At 38.9% G+C, this 17,806-nt stretch carries 18 protein-coding genes; 5 read left to right on the top strand and 13 right to left on the bottom strand.

Translation table 11 applies throughout. From position 1 onward, the window contains the following. Positions 1-72: 72 nt before the first annotated feature. From ACT3QP_RS11800 to ACT3QP_RS11775, 6 genes are all read right to left on the bottom strand, one after another. Positions 73-621 carry a DUF421 domain-containing protein gene (locus ACT3QP_RS11800; protein WP_444525631.1) on the bottom strand — a complete coding sequence of 183 codons (549 nt, stop codon included), beginning with the start codon at positions 619-621 and terminating at the stop codon, positions 73-75. Positions 622-888: 267 nt separating this feature from the next. Beyond that, positions 889-1,101 carry a cold-shock protein gene (locus ACT3QP_RS11795; RefSeq protein WP_058368296.1) on the bottom strand — a complete coding sequence of 71 codons (213 nt, stop codon included), beginning with the start codon at positions 1,099-1,101 and terminating at the stop codon, positions 889-891. A gap of 333 nt (positions 1,102-1,434) precedes the next feature. Beyond that, positions 1,435-1,860: a hypothetical protein gene (locus ACT3QP_RS11790; RefSeq protein ID WP_444525630.1), complete on the bottom strand. Its 426-nt coding sequence runs from the start codon at positions 1,858-1,860 to the stop codon at positions 1,435-1,437. 406 nt (positions 1,861-2,266) lie between these two features. Then, a complete protein-coding gene (ilvC, locus tag ACT3QP_RS11785; RefSeq protein WP_192517993.1) occupies positions 2,267-3,283 on the bottom strand; it encodes a ketol-acid reductoisomerase in 1,017 nt (338 codons plus the stop codon). A gap of 183 nt (positions 3,284-3,466) precedes the next feature. Next, entirely contained in the window at positions 3,467-3,964 is a 498-nt protein-coding gene (gene ilvN / locus ACT3QP_RS11780) for an acetolactate synthase small subunit (protein WP_192517994.1), read from the bottom strand. Continuing rightward, entirely contained in the window at positions 3,964-5,676 is a 1,713-nt protein-coding gene (locus ACT3QP_RS11775; protein ID WP_225739044.1) for an acetolactate synthase 3 large subunit, read from the bottom strand. The genes ilvN and ACT3QP_RS11775 overlap by 1 nt, the downstream gene beginning before the upstream one ends. Before the next feature lie 971 nt (positions 5,677-6,647). Here ACT3QP_RS11775 and ACT3QP_RS11770 point away from each other — a divergent pair. Beyond that, positions 6,648-7,151 carry a DUF4124 domain-containing protein gene (locus ACT3QP_RS11770; protein WP_444525629.1) on the top strand — a complete coding sequence of 168 codons (504 nt, stop codon included), beginning with the start codon at positions 6,648-6,650 and terminating at the stop codon, positions 7,149-7,151. 10 nt (positions 7,152-7,161) lie between these two features. On the opposite strand, the gene ACT3QP_RS11765 is transcribed toward ACT3QP_RS11770, so the two are convergent. Next, positions 7,162-8,931, bottom strand: a complete 1,770-nt coding sequence (locus tag ACT3QP_RS11765; protein WP_444525628.1) for an NAD(P)H-hydrate dehydratase — start codon at positions 8,929-8,931, stop codon at positions 7,162-7,164. Between the two features lie 303 nt (positions 8,932-9,234). Here ACT3QP_RS11765 and queG point away from each other — a divergent pair, with 303 nt between their 5' ends. Next, complete coding sequence (queG, locus tag ACT3QP_RS11760; protein WP_444525632.1) at positions 9,235-10,371, top strand: tRNA epoxyqueuosine(34) reductase QueG; 1,137 nt, start codon at positions 9,235-9,237, stop codon at positions 10,369-10,371. A gap of 84 nt (positions 10,372-10,455) precedes the next feature. On the opposite strand, the gene lysM is transcribed toward queG, so the two are convergent. The 6 genes from lysM to ACT3QP_RS11730 all read right to left on the bottom strand — a co-directional run bounded on the left by lysM (position 10,456) and on the right by ACT3QP_RS11730 (position 14,996). Continuing rightward, a complete protein-coding gene (gene lysM, locus ACT3QP_RS11755) occupies positions 10,456-10,965 on the bottom strand; it encodes a peptidoglycan-binding protein LysM (RefSeq protein ID WP_192517998.1) in 510 nt (169 codons plus the stop codon). 281 nt (positions 10,966-11,246) lie between these two features. Then, positions 11,247-11,483 carry an acyl carrier protein gene (gene acpP / locus ACT3QP_RS11750; protein ID WP_025652201.1) on the bottom strand — a complete coding sequence of 79 codons (237 nt, stop codon included), beginning with the start codon at positions 11,481-11,483 and terminating at the stop codon, positions 11,247-11,249. Between the two features lie 270 nt (positions 11,484-11,753). After that, positions 11,754-12,488 (bottom strand): 3-oxoacyl-ACP reductase FabG, encoded by a 735-nt coding sequence (fabG, locus tag ACT3QP_RS11745; RefSeq protein WP_318779500.1) that lies wholly within the window; start codon positions 12,486-12,488, stop codon positions 11,754-11,756. Then, positions 12,479-13,447 carry an ACP S-malonyltransferase gene (gene fabD / locus ACT3QP_RS11740; RefSeq protein ID WP_444525627.1) on the bottom strand — a complete coding sequence of 323 codons (969 nt, stop codon included), beginning with the start codon at positions 13,445-13,447 and terminating at the stop codon, positions 12,479-12,481. Before fabD ends, fabG begins: the two co-directional genes overlap by 10 nt. A 435-nt stretch (positions 13,448-13,882) precedes the next feature. After that, complete coding sequence (gene rpmF, locus ACT3QP_RS11735) at positions 13,883-14,065, bottom strand: 50S ribosomal protein L32 (protein ID WP_068408434.1); 183 nt, start codon at positions 14,063-14,065, stop codon at positions 13,883-13,885. 337 nt (positions 14,066-14,402) lie between these two features. Next, positions 14,403-14,996: a YceD family protein gene (locus tag ACT3QP_RS11730; protein ID WP_444525626.1), complete on the bottom strand. Its 594-nt coding sequence runs from the start codon at positions 14,994-14,996 to the stop codon at positions 14,403-14,405. Positions 14,997-15,180: 184 nt separating this feature from the next. On the opposite strand from ACT3QP_RS11730, the gene ACT3QP_RS11725 reads away from it, so the two are divergent. The 3 genes from ACT3QP_RS11725 to ACT3QP_RS11715 form a co-directional block, all read left to right on the top strand. Beyond that, a complete protein-coding gene (locus tag ACT3QP_RS11725) occupies positions 15,181-15,606 on the top strand; it encodes an elongation factor P hydroxylase (protein WP_444525625.1) in 426 nt (141 codons plus the stop codon). Between the two features lie 45 nt (positions 15,607-15,651). Further along, positions 15,652-17,082 (top strand): tyrosine-type recombinase/integrase, encoded by a 1,431-nt coding sequence (locus ACT3QP_RS11720; protein WP_444525624.1) that lies wholly within the window; start codon positions 15,652-15,654, stop codon positions 17,080-17,082. Continuing rightward, positions 17,075-17,806, top strand: a 732-nt coding sequence (locus ACT3QP_RS11715) for a hypothetical protein (protein ID WP_444525623.1), incomplete at its 3' end; no start/stop codon positions are given. The genes ACT3QP_RS11720 and ACT3QP_RS11715, both read left to right, overlap by 8 nt.

The raw sequence follows: 17,806 nt of genomic DNA, 5'->3' as shown, positions 1-17,806 counted from the left end.
TTTGTTATTATTTACCTCTTTGAGGTTAATGGATAAAAATAATTAGTAGGTTTAGATCTATGATTCATCCCTTTAATTAGAATCGATCAATAATTCACTGTCTCGTATATCGTCAAATAAAGACCAGTCAAGTTCTACATTATTACTTTTAATAACACTCATATCCCCTGTTGTTTCCATAATCACTGCAAACACTTCTGTTTTTGCTTTAATGCCATTTTTACGTAGCACTTCCTGAACATCACTAGTGCTAAGATTAGCTTCTTTTAAGTTGTCTTCTAAATACTCACCATGAGCCATTAAGATAATAGCTTGATTGTCTATTAAAGCTTTTAACGGTTTTATCTTACGTCTGATAACTGAAATAACTCCCTGAATTAAGAAAAGCACCGCAACAGCAAACAATCCTTGAAATAGAGAAGGCTTATCTGACAATACAGTTGATGCCAATATACTACCAATACCAACCGTCATTGCAAAATCATGGCTTGATAACTTAGAAAAACTGCGCAGACCCATCAGTCGAGTAAACAGCATCAACCCTACGTAAAAGCCTACTGCAGATAAAGAGATTCCGAGTACTTGTTGCCAGTCAATTGAAAGCCAATTCTCCCACTTCATAATACAACCTTATCTATTATATCTTTATCAAATTCTTATGCGTTCTTACCTGATGATCGTAGTCGTCAACATCAATAGCTATTTACATCAGTAATACTTTGCCATACCAAAAAAGTCCCATAAAAAAAGCAACCTGATAAGAGGTTGCTTCTTTTTAAAGTCGATACAGTATTTTTATTGTTTTAACAAACAAAGCAATCAATGCATATTGATAATCTTATTGTCATTAAGCTCACTGGCAAGCAGTCAACCTAGCAATGAATGAGATTAAAGAGCTTCGATTTGCTCAGCTTGTGGGCCTTTTTTGCCATCACCTAAGATGAAAGACACTTTTTGGCCTTCGGCTAGAGTTTTGAAACCGTTACCTTGGATAGCGCTGTAGTGAGCGAATACGTCTTGTCCACCATTGTCTTGAGCGATAAAACCAAAACCTTTAGCTTCATTAAACCACTTTACAGTGCCTTCAACTTTATCTGACATAAATTTTCCTGACTCTTTAACTGTTGGCGAGACGTGTGTCATCACCGATTAATTGATATATACCCTAATATTTTCTGCTAGATGCAACAGTCAAAACCACCAAACTATCCTTAGATAACTTAATATTTTCACCTAAAATATTTCAGATACATCTTGATTATAGCAGCTTTTGATAATCGCAACAGGTTAAATTGATGATTTTTGTAAAAAATTTAAGCTCATTATTGACAGTCATGTAATTCATATTATGTTATATAAGATACTGATATAACATAAAAAAACATCAATCTCTATCTATAGTAAAAAAATGATAGCAATAATTTAAGGTGTTTTCTACTGAGTAATAGGTAACCAAGGCGAGCTCAACACTAACAGACATAACGCAAAAAATATGAGCGAAAAAGACTGACTATAGGCAATATACTTATCTGGTATCACTAAGTCTTTGGGAGAATCAGGGATGCCTTTACGTTTTAACAAGCGTGTCCCATATACCCAACCAAAGGTTGTATATATGCCATAAGCCGCAGGTACGGTGATAGCCAACGGTTCCAAATCAATCACGTATAACACGACCACAGAAATAAAGAACCATGTAGTATCTAGAAATGAGCTGATTTGAAAAAACTTAGACTTAGGCAACTTTCCACCTGTCTTTTTAAGCATTTCTCCTTCTATCCAAATTAAAACTGCTACCACAGCGCTAAGAGTAATATACACGAATTGCGGCGTTAGCCAGTCAGGATAAGATATTTGCACAACACACAACCTGTAATCTATAGAAAAGTAAAAATGAACGAATCATTTGATTGATGTAATAGCTCAAAATAAGATCAGTGCTTTACTGAACAAAACGTAAATAACTAACCTTAAGCTTGTTTATATTGGGTAATATAAGTAATTTTCAACCCATACTATAGTCAGTCCTAAACAAAAGAGGCACAACTACGCGAGACGGATTACATTTAGCGTAGCCTCTGTCTGCGTAGGCACAGCAAGCAAGAAAAATGTAAACCGTATCGCTGTATTTATTTTATAGTGGATCGACTATAACGTCTTACAATAAAAACATTGAGTAAATACAGCCCATAAAAAAGCCCACGCTATCAAAAGATAACGTGGGCTTTTTTTAAACTAAATAGATTTGTTATAACTGACTATCAGTTTAGTTTTTGTCTTTATCGATAATTTTATTACCGCCAATCCATGGCATCATACCACGTAGCTTGGCACCTGTGGTTTCGATTGGATGCTCTGCATTGTTACGACGGCGAGCTGTCATAGATGGGTAGTTAGTTGCGCCTTCAGAGATGAACATCTTCGCATATTCACCAGACTGGATGCGTTTTAATGCATTACGCATTGCTTCACGTGATTGCTCGTTGATAACTTCTGTACCAGTCACGTACTCACCGTATTCAGCATTATTACTGATTGAGTAGTTCATGTCAGCGATACCGCCTTCATACATCAAATCAACGATAAGCTTGAGTTCATGTAGACACTCAAAATAAGCCATTTCTGGTGCATAGCCAGCTTCTGTTAGTGTTTCAAAGCCCATTTTCACAAGCTCTACTGCACCGCCACAAAGTACGGCTTGCTCACCAAATAAATCGGTCTCAGTTTCGTCTTTAAACGTTGTTTCAATGATACCTGAACGACCACCACCAACACCAGCAGCATATGATAGTGCTAACTGTTTGGCTTGACCTGAAGCATCTTGGTAGACAGCGATAAGGTCAGGAATACCACCGCCTTTAGTGAATTCTGAACGTACAGTATGACCTGGTGCTTTTGGTGCAACCATGATTACGTCAAGATCATCACGTGGAACGACTTGGTTGTAGTGAATGGCAAAACCATGAGCAAATGCTAATGTAGCACCTTGTTTGATGTTTGGTTCGATAACATCGTTATAAAGCTCTTTTTGGAACTCATCAGGCGTCAAAATCATAACGACATCAGCTGCTTGTACTGCTGCTTCTACTTCAGAAACTTTAAGACCAGCATTTTCAGCTTTTTTCCATGAGCCAGAGTTGGCACGTAAACCAACAGTCACATCAACATCTGAATCTTGTAGGTTAAGCGCGTGCGCATGACCTTGTGAACCGTAACCAATAATAGCGACTTTTTTGCCTTGGATAATCGATAGATCACAATCTTTGTCATAATAAACGTTCATAAATACAGTCCTTTTTCTCAATCATGGATAACCATGGATAGTAAACGCAGATACTGTCGCTAATGTTATAAAACACCAGCTAAGATAAGCGTTATGTTAATTTAAAAAACACATTTTAACTAAATAAAATTTCTATTAAATGCTAAGTCATTTAAATGCTAAGTTGGTCGGGCACTACGTTGATCAGATACTTAACGTTTTTTCGCCACGAGCAATACCGATCACACCCGAGCGTACCACTTCCATAATACGTTCACGACCAATCACGTCGATAAAACCATCAAGCTTGGCTTTATCACCAACGATTTGAATCGTATATAGGTTGGCATTTACATCGACAATTTGTGCACGGAAAATATCTGCGTTGCGCTTAATTTCTTCACGCACGCTACCAGTCGCTCGAACTTTTATCAGCATCAATTCACGCTCAATGTGTACATTTTCTGATAGATTCAGCACTTTAACCACTTCAATCAATTTATGCAATTGCTTTGTGATTTGCTCAATTCTTTCAGGTGATGTAATGGTGGTCACTGTCAAACGCGAAATACTTGGATCATCGGTAGGCGCGACGTTTAACGTCTCAATATTATAGCCACGTTGTGAGAACAAGCCGACTAAACGCGACAACGAACCCGCTTCGTTTTCCATCAATACCGAAATCAGATGTTGTTGTTGCATTAGGTACGCTCCCCTTTTGTTAACCACATATCACGCATTGTCTGTCCAGCGATTTGCATTGGATATACATGCTCATTACGATCGACATAAACGTCGATAAATACCAACTTGTCCTTCATAGCCATGGCTTCAGCTAGTTGTGCTTCCATCGTTGCAGGATCAGTAATCTTGATGCCTACATGACCGTAGCTTTCAGCTAATTTAACGAAGTCTGGCAATGAATTCATATATGACTGTGCGTGACGACCTTCATATAGCATGTCCTGCCATTGCTTAACCATACCAAGCTGGGCATTATTCAGATTCAAAATTTTAACAGGCAAATTATATTGTAAGCAGGTTGACAGCTCTTGGATATTCATCTGAATAGAGCCTTCACCAGTAATACAAACCACATCACGCTCAGGATTGGCGAGCTTTGCTGCCATCGCATACGGAAGACCAACACCCATGGTACCAAGACCACCAGAGTTCAACCACTGACGCGGCTCATTATAGGTATAGTAGAGCGCTGCAAACATTTGATGCTGACCGACATCACTGGTGATAATAGCGTTACTGTTAGTCACTTTATCTAGAGCTTGTACAACACTTTGTGGCTTAATGCCATTATCTGTACTGGTGTCATAACGCAAACCATGACGCTTACGCCATTCGTTAATCTGTGACCACCAGTCTAGCAATGCATGTTGCTCAAGCTGTTTGTCATCACCGACAATATCTAACATATCTGTCAATACTGATTTGACATCGCCAACGATTGGAATATGCGCCAAAATAGTTTTTGAAATCGACGCAGGATCGATATCAATATGGATAATTGTCGCATTAGGGCAGAATTTTTTAACATTATTGGTCACGCGATCATCAAAGCGTGCGCCTACTGCCAAAATTACGTCAGCATGATGCATGCTCATATTGGCTTCATACGTACCATGCATACCTAACATTCCTAAGAACTGACGATCAGAACCAGGGAATGTACCAAGACCCATCAAAGTATTGGTCACTGGCAAATTTAGACGATGTGCAAGATCTGTCAACTCTTCGTGAGCTTTGCTCCAAATCACACCACCACCAGCGTAAACAACAGGACGCTGTGCTGCTAATAGCGTTTCTACTGCTTTTTTGATTTGACCACTGTGGCCTTTTAATGACGGCTGATATGAGCGTATAAATACTTCTTCTGGATATTTATACGCGAATTTTTCGCTAGGTGCGGTCATATCTTTTGGCACATCAATCACAACAGGGCCTGGACGTCCAGATTGGGCAATATAAAAGGCTTTTTTGACAATCATTGGGATTTCGCTAGCATGGCGCACTTGAAAGCTATGCTTAACGATAGGACGGGAGACACCAACCATATCTGTTTCTTGGAAGGCGTCTTCACCGATGAGGCTGCTTGGTACCTGACCTGCGATGACGACCATTGGTACCGAATCCATAAAGGCAGTAGCAATAGCAGTCACTGTATTGGTTGCACCAGGACCTGATGTTGCCAATACAACACCTGTATGACCAGTCACTCGTGAATAAGCATCCGCCATGTGACCCGCTGCTTGCTCATGACGCACCAAAACATGCTCAATATTCTCTTGTTGGAATAAAGCATCATAGATATGAAGAACAGCACCGCCTGGATAACCAAAGATGTATTTAACACCTTCATCCGTCAGCGCCTGCACTAGCATCTCGGCACCAGACAGCATCACAGGCTGCTGACTACCTTCAGCAAGGCGTTGTTGTTTTTCTTCAAAATTTTTGGCGGCATTACCCGTTTGGGTATGTCCAGTCATATTCGGACTTTGCGTGGTTTGCGTCACTGTCATCACCTTTATTTTTGGCAAGCAGTAGCATTACTTTATCAAAGAAGACAACAACGTTTACACATGGTTATTCATCTCATAAAAATGACTGCTAATACTTATCCATATCAAGAATGTGTACTCGCTATATTTCAGTAAGCTTGCCTTTAAAACAACATGCTACTCAAACACGGCAATATAGTAAGGTCAGTTATATGACAAGGCTTTATCGATGTACAGTGACAAGATGCGAGTGCATCTATAAAAGACGCTTATTATTAATATCAGCAAGCATTTATGGATGTATACAGAGGCATTAAAATCGACAGACGAATTAACTCTCATGACCGATAGTACAATGCAATATCGTTAAATATTACAATAGGTCCGTTCAGAGTGTATTGTCACGCAATCTTGTACCATGCTTAATACAATTGCTAACGCTATTACTTAGCGTAATTTAAATAATAAGTTTATCTTAGTCATTGTAGACAGATAAGTCCGGAGACAATGTCTATAGTATTGAATAGCTAGCGTTATATGCATGCTATTTTTTCTATATCATTATCACAAAGAAAACGAAACTGCGTAAGCTACCGATAAGTAACCCGTAGTTTTCATTTTCAAGTGCCACGGCAATATTATAAAAGCCGCTCACTGACCAATCAACGGCTATTATATTCAACGCTTTGCGCGCTATTGTCAAGAAAAACTTCTAAAGCCTATGCCTAACTAATAGTTATTAAATAATATACATTCATAATGATTATTTGCTAGAATCAAATGCTGGTACATTTTTAGTACCATTCACACACTAAAATGTTATATTGACACATATATACACAACTATTTTTTAAATTAAGAGGATTGCTACAATGGCATATGCATCTAAGAAAAATACTGCTGCCAAACTACTTGTCAGTATGAGTGCAGCGTGTATGCTAATGCTGTCAATGAATGCCAGTCAGGCTGTTCAGGTTTATAAATCTATCGGTACCCATGGCGAAGTAAAATATAGCCAACATGAGCCGCAAAATGGTAAAAATGTTGAGCTAATTGAATTCCGTAGTGATGGCAGACGAAGCAACGCTGGAGAAATGGCAGGTAAAACAGATCCTAATCAAAACAATAACACCCAAAGCGCAGAAGAACAGCGAATCGCACAACTTGAAACACGCATTAAAGAACAAGATGCACAAGAAAATGCTCAACGCTGCCAATCACTACGTAACAACTTGACCAACCTAAACGTTGGCGGACGTATCTATGAAATGGATGACAATGGCAACCGTGAATATCTGGACGGCCGTGAGATTGAACTCAAACGTGAGCGTGTGCAGCAAGCAATTGACCAGTACTGTGCCAACACATCTACCTAGTTTTTAATTCTTAGTACTGTTCAATCATTAACTCCATAGTATGACGAATGGCTACTGGCATATCTTGAGCTTGTAGCCCTCGTTGTCCTATCAAGAACTTGCTCTGCTCAGTATTAAAGCTATTCGATTGACTAACCAACATATCTCCTGCTAGACCATGTATAAGCACTGCTTGGTGCAAACTACGCATTTCTGATGTAAGGTCTTGTTGTGCACATAATCCAGCAACGATACCAGACAACACATCGCCCATACCAGCTGTTGCCATACCAGCATTACCTACACTGCAGACATAAACTTGTATAGAATCTAAACATTGCTCCAATACGAGCGAGCCTGCCCCTTTTAACACCCAGTTTCCACCATACATCTCCGCACACTGCTTTATAGCATGTAATCTATCTGACTCTATCTCAGTTATTTTTTTATTCAGCAATCTAGCCGTTTCACCACTATGCGGTGTCAGTCTAACCTCATTATCAACGCTATAATCTCGTAGATCAGTGACCAACTTATGGCTTTGCATCTGTAGTGTTGCCAAATGATAGAGTCCATCAGCATCGATAACGATTGGCTTTTTCGCCACCATAGCCACTTGTATGTACTTTATAAATAATGACTGTGCTTTTTCGTCACGGCCCAGACCCATGCCGATGGCAACCACGCTGACGTCTTTGATTAACTGCTGAACTCCCTCGATATCATGCAGGTTAATAGTCATTGCATCTGGTAACGACGTTAATAGTGCACCATGGAAACCCTCGTGGCAGGCAACCGTAATCTTACCCGCACCAGTCGCCATCGCACTCGAAGCAGATAATATTGCCGCCCCGCCCATACCCTGTGAGCCATCTATACGATTACCACCGATGATTAGTACGTGACCATAGCTGCCCTTATGGCTATTTTGGCGACGTGGACTAAGACCATGTCCAGTAGCAATCAACTTGGCTACTGGCTCAAACTCTCGACTATCTCTCTGGTAAGGTATCAGCGGTATATCAATAACCTGTCCGCTATAATCCATACCGTCTTTGGTATGTAACCCAAACTTGCGTGCAATCAAGCACAAAGTCACGTCAGCTTCTACCGCTACTCGGTCAAACACCTCACCAGTAGAAGCGACCAAGCCACTTGGAATATCCACAGCGATAGCCAGTACATTATTTCTTTGAGACAGTTGATTAAAAACACTAATTGCCTGTTTATAAATACCACGAGGCGCACGATCTAAGCCTATACCAAATAGTGCATCAATATAAACATCAGATTCGAGAGCAGTTGTACTTATACTATTTTGACTGTCGCTATGATCTTCAAATCGTAGATAAGGGCAGTTCTCAGATAATGCTATTTTCATAGCCTTACCTGCATCGTTTATTGGACTTGCAGCATTGGACACTTTCGCCTGATGACTTATATCAAAATCACAATTATCGAAACCAACGGTTATCACTTGTACCTGCCAGCCAGCTTGCTGTAGATAATAAGCAATTAACCAACCGTCACCACCATTGTTGCCTTTCCCGACCCAAACATTCACTCGATACTGACCAGTATGATGATAGGAAGAGTTAGTAGAGGGTAAAGGAGAACCTAGATATTTTTGCTCATAAAGCTGTTCAATATGTCGGGTCATTTGCCAAGCCGCTTGTTGCATTAACCCAAAGCTATCATGACCCTCACAAAACCATGCTTGCTCTATAGCGTAGAGCTGTTTACTGCTATATAGCGATATAGATCTCTTTTGACCTGCTAACAAATGATTTATTACCTGCATGATTAACCCTCAACTATTGCCATTCGTCTGTTTCAAGACTACTTTAAAAAAACATTACTCAAACCTACTTACCTTTCTCTATTATTAGCTTAGCAAAAGCTCACTTCAATTTATGTATCAATCTCAGTGAAAGTTTATTTTCTTTTATGCTTGCGCTATAAACTCACTGCCTTATCATAGCGGTATTCACATCAATACCTGCCATCACACATGAATAACTCATCTAAAACAAACGCATCCATTTCCACTACCAAGAAAGCGACTACCACGCCAGTATCCAATGACCTGCCTGACAATCAAATTATGGTTAATAATACCTCAGCGTTTACTAGCACAGTGGATATCAAACAATGGATTAAAACCCAAGCACAAAACTTAGGGTTTGCTGACTGCGGTTTCCTATCCGTGCATCATCCTTTATTTGCAAAACAAATTATAAAATTGCAACAATGGCTAGATAAAGGTTATGAAGGGCAATTGCAATTTATGCATAATAATCATCATTTACGGTCAAACCCTGAACAGCTTGTAGATGGTGCAAAGACCATTATTAGCGTACGTATGGATTACCTGAGCCAAGCCCCGAAACCTCGTACGGTTACTGACAACGACCACCCCAATCAAGGTATCATTGCGCGCTATGCTAGAGGGCGTGATTATCATAAGACGATGCGTAGTCGTTTGAAACAATTGGCACTCAAAATAGAAGCCATGCTTCCTGAATGGCAGCATCTTGATATCGGATCAGAACAAGATTTTATTTTTAGGCCTTTTAGTGATTCTGCTCCTATTTTTGAGCGGCCTATTGCCGACGCAGCGGGGCTTGGCTGGACAGGAAAGCATACACTTCTCATCAACAAAAACGCAGGCTCATTTTTTGTTTTGGGTGAGCTATTTATCAGTCTTAAGTTGCCTGATGACAAACCTATTAAAGAGCATTGTGGTAGTTGTAGCGCTTGTATTGATATCTGCCCTACCCAAGCGATTGTTGCACCCTATCAGCTCAATGCCTCAGCCTGTATCTCTTACCTCACGATTGAACACGATGGTATTATTGACACAAAATACCGCCGTGCTATTGGTAACAGAGTCTTCGGTTGTGATGACTGCCAACTTATCTGTCCTTGGAATCGCTATGCCAACCTCACACCTGTAGAAGACTTTGCACCACGGCATAATCTTGATAGCAGTAGCTTATTGGAGCTGTGGCAGTGGCAAGAAGCTGAATTCATGAAAAAGACCGAAGGTAGTCCACTGAGACGCACCGGTTATGTGAATTTTTTACGTAATATTGCTATTGCCCTTGGAAACGCAAATGCTAATACAGAAACCATTACTCAATTACAGTCGAAACTGGGTCTGCATAATGAGATGCTTGATGAGCATATACTTTGGGCCATAGCTGAGCAGCAAGAAAAATTAAAGACGATTACGTCTTAGAACTATTTTATCTAAACAAAAAATGCCTCTTATTCATAAGAGGCATTTTTTTGACACATGTTTTTGTGCTATTTAGTATGAATGTTATGGCTTAGGAATACGCAACACTTGACCTGGATAAATCTTATCTGGGTCAGACAGCATGGGTTTATTGGCTTCAAATATTTTCAGATAATCACTGGCTGAACCATAAACTTCTTTAGCAATTTTAGATAAATTATCGCCAGACTTTACTGTGTACATCGTTGACTCAGGGGCGTCTTCTTCGATATCAATATTATCAATTACTTTCGCAACATTCTGTACATTACCAATAGCAATGATTGCTTTTTCGCGGTCTGCTTGTGTCTTCGCCTTACCACTAATTTCAGCAGTATCCGTTGAGCCATTGTATTTGATCTTTAGCTCACTAATATTTAGATCCTGCTGCTGAACACGACGCAGCAAAATATTTGCTACCGACTGCGCTGAGGGCTCACTGCTTTTGACTGGTGTATTAGCCTCTGCTTTGGTTTCTGATTTTGCATCATGTTTGTCTTCATCTCGATTAAAAATCTTATCACCGATGTCTTTTGCAAAACTGAACATACCCATAAACTTACTCCTTAAAGTATCGTTAATTATTTTAATAGTCTTTATTTTTCTAATAATGAATGCCACTTAGCATCACCATTTTCACTTACTATTATGATTATAAGTAAAATCCAGCATGGTAGATAGTAATCGTATGTTGAATAATGTTTATGTGACGTAGCTTATGTTAACATCGCCACTAATCAAATAAACACATCCTTTTTATAAGAAATAATAGACATAAAAAAACCGCCTATCTACTAAGATAAGCGGCGATACAAAACTGACTCAGCTATATTAAATTATAGCTGTGCTTGTACATAATCAATTGCTTTTTGAACAGTCGTTAATTCTGCTGAATCTTCATCAGGAATAGTAATGCCAAAATCGCTTTCAAATGACATAACCAACTCAACTAGGTCTAGTGAATCTGCTCCTAAGTCTTCCATAAATGAAGCATCGTTGTTGATATCTTCAACATTCATACCTAATTGCTCAGCTACTGCTGCCTTTACTCTTAGCTCGGTATCGTTACTCATGTAGATTTCTCCTTTTTGATCTATTATTTTGACAAATCACTATAGTTCTGCGGTTAGAGTCTATAGTATTGTATATAAAATGAGGTTTTCAGATTAGCCTGGCTGTCTGAATGCTTTATAACAGCTTATACGTTTTGACTCATGTTTAGCCAAGCCTTGCTATAATACAGGGCTTTGACCTAAAAGTGTCCGTCATTATAACACCCTTTATTATAGTTTACACTCGTTCACACAGTTTTTTATTGTCACTATGTAACACTTGTGCGTCACTTACATATACATACCACCATTGACAGGAATAACCGCGCCTGTGATGTAGCTAGCCTCATCGCTGGCTAAGAAATATACTGCGGCTGCGATGTCTTCTGGCTGCCCCAAACGGCTGATAGGTACAGCATCTAACATCGAGTTTAATAGGCGTTCGTCAAGCTCATCAGTCATATCAGTTTCGATCAAACCTGGAGCGACGCAATTGATCGTAACTTGTCGAGACCCGATTTCGCGTGCTAGGGTACGGCTAAAGCCTTCCACCCCTGCTTTGGTAGCAGCATAGTTAGATTGACCCGCATTGCCCATCTGAGCAACAACAGAGGTAATATTGATAATACGACCACGGCGTGCTTTCATCATTCCGCGTACTGCACGTTTACTCATTCTATAAATCGAAGTTAGATTGGTATCGATGACGTTTTCCCAATCCTCATCTTTCATACGCATGAGTAGTCCATCTTGCGTGATACCCGCATTATTAACCAATACTTGTACCGCACCATAGACGCTTTCAATCTCTTCAAACAGCTTATCAATTTGCGCAGTATCACGTACATCTAAAACGCGGCCAATACCACCACTATCATGAAGATAACTATTGATAAGCTCCGCACCTTTCTCAGTGGTGGCTGTGCCAATAACGAAATGACCTTCTTTAGCAAAGCGTTTGGCAACAGCCTTTCCAATACCACGGCTCGCGCCTGTTACTAATGTAATCGTACGGCTCATGATAATAACTCCATTAACTTCTCAAGGCGGGCAGATTTATCGGTAGGGTAACTAGTAATTGGTTGTGCTTGACGCTTGGCCAAATTACTTAATACGTTGCCACTGCCGCATTCTATTAAGGTATTAACTTGCTTGTCAGCAAGCTCTTGCATCGTTTTTGACCATAATACTGGTTGGCTCAATTGCTCAGTCAGGGCCTGTTTGATACCCAATGCACTGGTTTCGACACGTGCATGACGGTTTTGAATAACAGGAATCGCTGCTGGCTCAAACTTAATGTCCGCCAATATTTCAGCCAACGCACTACTTGCAGGCTCCATAAGTGCACAATGAGATGGAACACTGACCTTTAGCGATATGGATTTTTTGCCAGTATTTTGAACTTTATCTATCACAGCATTAACGCCTACAGCATTACCCGATATCACCACTTGGCCTGGACTATTAAAGTTAGCCGCACCAACAATGGCATCATCAACATGCTCAGTTGCTTGTTCACACAAGTTTTCAACCCGATTGTCTTCAAGCCCTAATACTGCCGCCATGGCTGTATCTATACCTACAACAGCCTCTTGCATTAGTTGACCACGCTTATGTACTAACTTTACTGCATCGGATAGTGATATGACATCAGCAGCGCAAAGCGCACTATACTCACCTAAAGAATGGCCCGCTAAATAACAAGGTTTTGTGGTTATTTTTTGTTTTAAGACACGCCAGATTGCTATGCTAGCCACCAGTAATGCTGGCTGAGTATATTGAGTTTGATTAAGCTTTTCTTCATCTTGACAGATTGCCCATAAATCTTCACCAAGTGCCTCGCTCGCTTCGGTGAAAGTATCACGAATTTCTGGATAGGTCTCAGCAAGCTCACTAGTCATGCCAACGACTTGTGATCCTTGTCCAGGAAAAATTATTGCAATCCGCGTGGGCTGCTTGTTTGCCATATCGGGTACAGAGGCCATAACCAATATTCCTTATTTAATTGGAAATATCCCTAAAAATAACGGGATTTGTTATATTATTAGGTACGACTCAAAGCCGTTAATTCCGTTATTTATTTGGAAAAAATGAACTATCAGTAAACTATACACTGACACAGTCTATTATCATAGCGAACGACACCTAAACAGGTGTAGCAAAGAATACCGCTAAAATTATAATCATAGATTGTATCAGGTCGTTTTCATATTTACCAAAAACTAGAGCTAAAAAAATTTGTGTTTTTACTCTGAAAAATAATAGCAAAAAGCCAAGTTATCTAGCTACATAATATATGATAGCGAAATAACTTGGCTTTCTTTAGCTCAAAATTCATTGCTTAATAACAGCTAAACAAAAGTAATAATAGTAACCAGTACTATCGCTACTTTTGCATTAGCTATTGACCAGCAAACAACTTAAGCATCTTGACTTACTTTAAACAATTGACGACCACGGTAAAAACCATCTTTAGTCATGTGATGACGACGATGTTTTTCACCAGTAGTAGCATCTATGCTCAGCTCAGCCACTTCCATACGATGGTGTGAACGGCGCATGTCACGACGAGAACGGCTTTTACGACTTTTTTGAACAGCCATGATATAGCTCCTATACTTAAAAGGGATAAGCTTAAAATTCAGCTTTAATCGATACTGACAGAGGCTATATGATCACAACAACCTAAGTCTTACGCATCATTAGTTAAATAGATTGCCACCTACATAAAGTGCTGACTACGTCTAAAAGCTATAGCAAATTTGCCTAGTCAGCTTTTATCTGCAAGCAACTCGTTGCTAGAATGCAATAAACCGGACATTATACGCATGTTTTATGGATTAATAAAGCCCTGCCTCTCACTCTTCTGTAGAAAGTTGATAAAAGGTATCACAAATCTAGTAAGTAGTACATTTATATATGAGTTGTCTTCTAGTAAAACTATAACTTGCCTTTTAGTGAAGCTAAAGCAGCAAAAGGATTTTCACTTTCTTCTTCTTCTGGAATTTCACCAAATTGCTCTACCGTCATCTCACAATCATCATGCTTTGGTGCCATTGGTGTTTTCAGCAAGATTTCATCTTCAACCAATTTTTTGAATGGTAATAAGCTCTCTGGTGATTGCTCTGTAATGATTTCTTCAAGCAATAAATAATCTTGCTCTTCATCAACCAAGCGCACTTGGCTTTCTTGTTCGAGTAAAGCAATATTATAATCATCAGATAATTCGATAGCCACTGGCTGCAAACAACGCTGACAAGTCAACCAAACATTACCCGTCAATGTAAATGACAAGTGTAAGACATTGTTATGGCGGTATAAGTTAGCACTAATCGATATTTCCTTCTGTTCATGCTCAGTGCTCAGAATAGCTTCAAGACGTTTGAAAATGCTCGGCTCTACGTCTCCTGACCATTCGTAACCAGTGTCTGCCCATTTGTCTAAAGAGATATACTCAGGCATACCAGTAGATACAGGCACTTTTTTGTTGTCAGTGTGAGATTCTGAAAGTTTAGTTTCTGGAGTGCTTGACATGCGCGGCCTCATTCGTCAAAACGGTGTATAATATTTCCTGCCATACTAACGGAAAGCACTAAATGACGCTAGCGCTAGTATGTTAATATTTTTGATATTGACACTATTTTATATGACCTCTTTTTTATTTTTATAATAAAGTCATAATTTCCACTTTATCACTTATTTGACTAGCCTCTTATTTATGAATTCGCTTAATAATAAAACTGATTTTTCTAATTTACTCTGTCCTCTAGAGACAAAAGTACTACTGCAGCGCCTCACAGAACTGATGCTTGATGTTAAATCTATCTCTATTAACTCATTACAGTTTTCCAAGTATAAACACTTAGAAATTTTAAAAAATGAATACCACCACTTATCTAACTCCGAAGCTATTGATGACACCTTACAATCAACCGAACACAGCGAGCAACTAGCTACCGAGTGTCTTATCCAATTATTTAATACCTTATTTTCTGATCAGAATGTAATATTGGTTCGTAGTAAAGGAGAGCCTGAATACTTTCCTGCACAAAATAATGAACCTGCTAGAATTGAGTTTGCTCATGGCTTTTTTGCCAGTGCATTGCATGAGCTACACACACCTCTTTATAGGTTGACATACTAGAAACCTCATAGTCTACAGTGTACATTCATAATGAGGAATACTAATATGCGACCTTCTCTTAAAGACCTATTCAATTCTGATGCTAAAGTAATTTACTTAAGTCGCTTTCAACTACAGAAAGTAGAATGGTCAAAAACTACTCAAGTTAATACGTATGTCTATCGTTTTAACGCTCTAAATAGCTCGAGTTATTTCTTTAAGATGCCTATTATCATTCAGTCAGATGGTCTTCCTTGGAAAGTAGGTAATCTATATCTATTATGGCAACTAGATACTCCATCTCTTTCAAACATGAAGACCTTATCCGCAAGAGCTATTCATTTAAAATACTTTCTTCAGTATTTAGAACATACTAACCAACATTTTTTAGACTTACCTACCCAGTATCAGCAAAGAGTTCCTCGCAAGTTTAGAGCTTTTCTACAGACTGTAATAGAGCAGCATGACTTTAATGCTGAGTATATTAATAACATTCTGTCGTCTATTGCTCATTTCTATAATTATATACAGTATCAATCTCTTGTATCTCCATCTGATATAGAAAATAAACCTTTCAGAGAAAGGAAGGTTTCCATACCTATTCATAATAATGCAGGACTATCTAGAAATATTAGTGTTATTACGAACGACCTTAAGTTAAAAAGCAGTAGGAAACCAATCCCATCACTAGGAAAACTAAGGGATGGCGGTAGTCTGCGTCCCTTAAGCACTCAGGAACAAGAAATAATTTTTAAGGCATTTGATGAAGACTGTACCTCAATAGAACTAGAGCTAATGATGAGAATAGCTCTTGGAACAGGAGCTAGACAACAAAGCGTATGCACCCTTTCTATAGCCTGTATTACATCAGCTCTAAACTATTTGGAACAACGCCCTGAGTCAGATCATGCGGTGATAAATACTGGTTATAGATATAAAACAGATTCAAAAGGTGGACGATTAAACCGCTTAATATTTCCACGTAATCTAATTTATCGTCTAGCTACATATATAGATTGCGAAAGAGCTGAAAACAGAAGGAAAAGTATAAACAGCTTTTATGCAGGTACTGAAGACAACTATATTTTCTTGACACGAACTGGAAATCCCTACTTAACTGCCGAAAGAGAGCTTATAGACCGTAATAATCCTAAACCAATTTGGAACACTGGTGCACCTGTCATGGTTCCGAAGAATGGCCAAGCCTTAAGGAATGAGCTGAATAGATTTATTGACAAGGTTCAAAAATTCGAACCTAACTTTAAAGACTTCTCATTCCATGATTTACGTGCGACATACGGAATGAACATCGTAAGAAACCTTAGGGCTAAAGGTTATCCCGACTCCAAAATATTTGACCATGTGAGACAAAGGTTAAATCATCGAAGTTTAACAACCACTGAGTCTTATCTAAAGTTTGACTCTGAAATTGAGAGCTTCAATGATATACAAAATACTTTTGGCATAACATTTGCTGGGGATTCAGATAATGTCTAACTCCTTTAGCGATAGACAGCTTATTGATATAAGCATTAAGCAAGTAGAAGAAATTACTCATCCTCAATACACAATAATTGTAGGCTCAAGAACTGACGGCGTTACTTTTAAAGTTGATATTGGAAGGATTTGCTACACTACTAGAGAAAACGACTCTGGTAATTTGCGTCATAAAACAAGGCGTTATATCACTGGACGAGTTGATAAATCAACATTATCTCTAGAGCGTATCAAATGGCTAAAAAGATATCTTATTGAGATTCTGCAAAAAGGTTGGAGAGATGAAACAGTACGAGGCAAACTGCATAATGTAAGGTACTTTTTCAATTTTTGCGATTTGGAAGGTTCTAAGCCAGTCACTTTAGAGGATTTAGTTTCGAATTATAAGTATTATCAAGTCACTCTTTATCAGCAAGGGCGTTCAAGTGGGAGGAAATCTATAAGCGCATCAAGCCTTTATGACAAACTTAGCACCGCAAGAGAGTTTATAAAAATATCATTTAGTCTGTCTGACATTGACATGCTTCATCTCATTCCAAAACATCGTTATGCAATTGGCGGTAGTAAGGAAAGGGATTCCTCCTTAGAAGATTTTAAGAAATTCTTACAAACGTGCATAACTTATTTTAACGACTTTTCCAATGCCATACTAAAAAATAGATACCCAATATCTGTCACCTTACCCAACTCTTTAGATAATGATTACTATTGGGACTCTACTTAC

The organism is Psychrobacter sp. AOP7-B1-24 (assembly GCF_052376215.1).
In the GTDB taxonomy this organism is placed as follows: domain Bacteria; phylum Pseudomonadota; class Gammaproteobacteria; order Pseudomonadales; family Moraxellaceae; genus Psychrobacter.
The sequence above is the reverse complement of the archived record's forward strand: the minus strand, read 5'-3'. Positions and strand labels throughout refer to the sequence as shown.

Excerpts from the sequence above, each read along its gene's own strand:
- ACT3QP_RS11800 (WP_444525631.1), bottom strand. The coding sequence starts at position 621 with ATGAAGTGGGAGAATTGGCTTTCAATTGACTGGCAACAAGTACTCGGA.
- ACT3QP_RS11795 (WP_058368296.1), bottom strand. The coding sequence starts at position 1,101 with ATGTCAGATAAAGTTGAAGGCACTGTAAAGTGGTTTAATGAAGCTAAA.
- ilvC (WP_192517993.1), bottom strand. The coding sequence starts at position 3,283 with ATGAACGTTTATTATGACAAAGATTGTGATCTATCGATTATCCAAGGC.
- ilvN (WP_192517994.1), bottom strand. The coding sequence starts at position 3,964 with ATGCAACAACAACATCTGATTTCGGTATTGATGGAAAACGAAGCGGGT.
- ACT3QP_RS11775 (WP_225739044.1), bottom strand. The coding sequence starts at position 5,676 with ATGCTGTCTGGTGCCGAGATGCTAGTGCAGGCGCTGACGGATGAAGGT.
- ACT3QP_RS11770 (WP_444525629.1), top strand. The coding sequence starts at position 6,648 with ATGGCATATGCATCTAAGAAAAATACTGCTGCCAAACTACTTGTCAGT.
- ACT3QP_RS11765 (WP_444525628.1), bottom strand. The coding sequence starts at position 8,931 with ATGCAGGTAATAAATCATTTGTTAGCAGGTCAAAAGAGATCTATATCG.
- queG (WP_444525632.1), top strand. The coding sequence starts at position 9,235 with ATGGTTAATAATACCTCAGCGTTTACTAGCACAGTGGATATCAAACAA.
- lysM (WP_192517998.1), bottom strand. The coding sequence starts at position 10,965 with ATGGGTATGTTCAGTTTTGCAAAAGACATCGGTGATAAGATTTTTAAT.
- acpP (WP_025652201.1), bottom strand. The coding sequence starts at position 11,483 with ATGAGTAACGATACCGAGCTAAGAGTAAAGGCAGCAGTAGCTGAGCAA.
- fabD (WP_444525627.1), bottom strand. The coding sequence starts at position 13,447 with ATGGCCTCTGTACCCGATATGGCAAACAAGCAGCCCACGCGGATTGCA.
- rpmF (WP_068408434.1), bottom strand. The coding sequence starts at position 14,065 with ATGGCTGTTCAAAAAAGTCGTAAAAGCCGTTCTCGTCGTGACATGCGC.
- ACT3QP_RS11730 (WP_444525626.1), bottom strand. The coding sequence starts at position 14,996 with ATGTCAAGCACTCCAGAAACTAAACTTTCAGAATCTCACACTGACAAC.
- ACT3QP_RS11725 (WP_444525625.1), top strand. The coding sequence starts at position 15,181 with ATGAATTCGCTTAATAATAAAACTGATTTTTCTAATTTACTCTGTCCT.
- ACT3QP_RS11720 (WP_444525624.1), top strand. The coding sequence starts at position 15,652 with ATGCGACCTTCTCTTAAAGACCTATTCAATTCTGATGCTAAAGTAATT.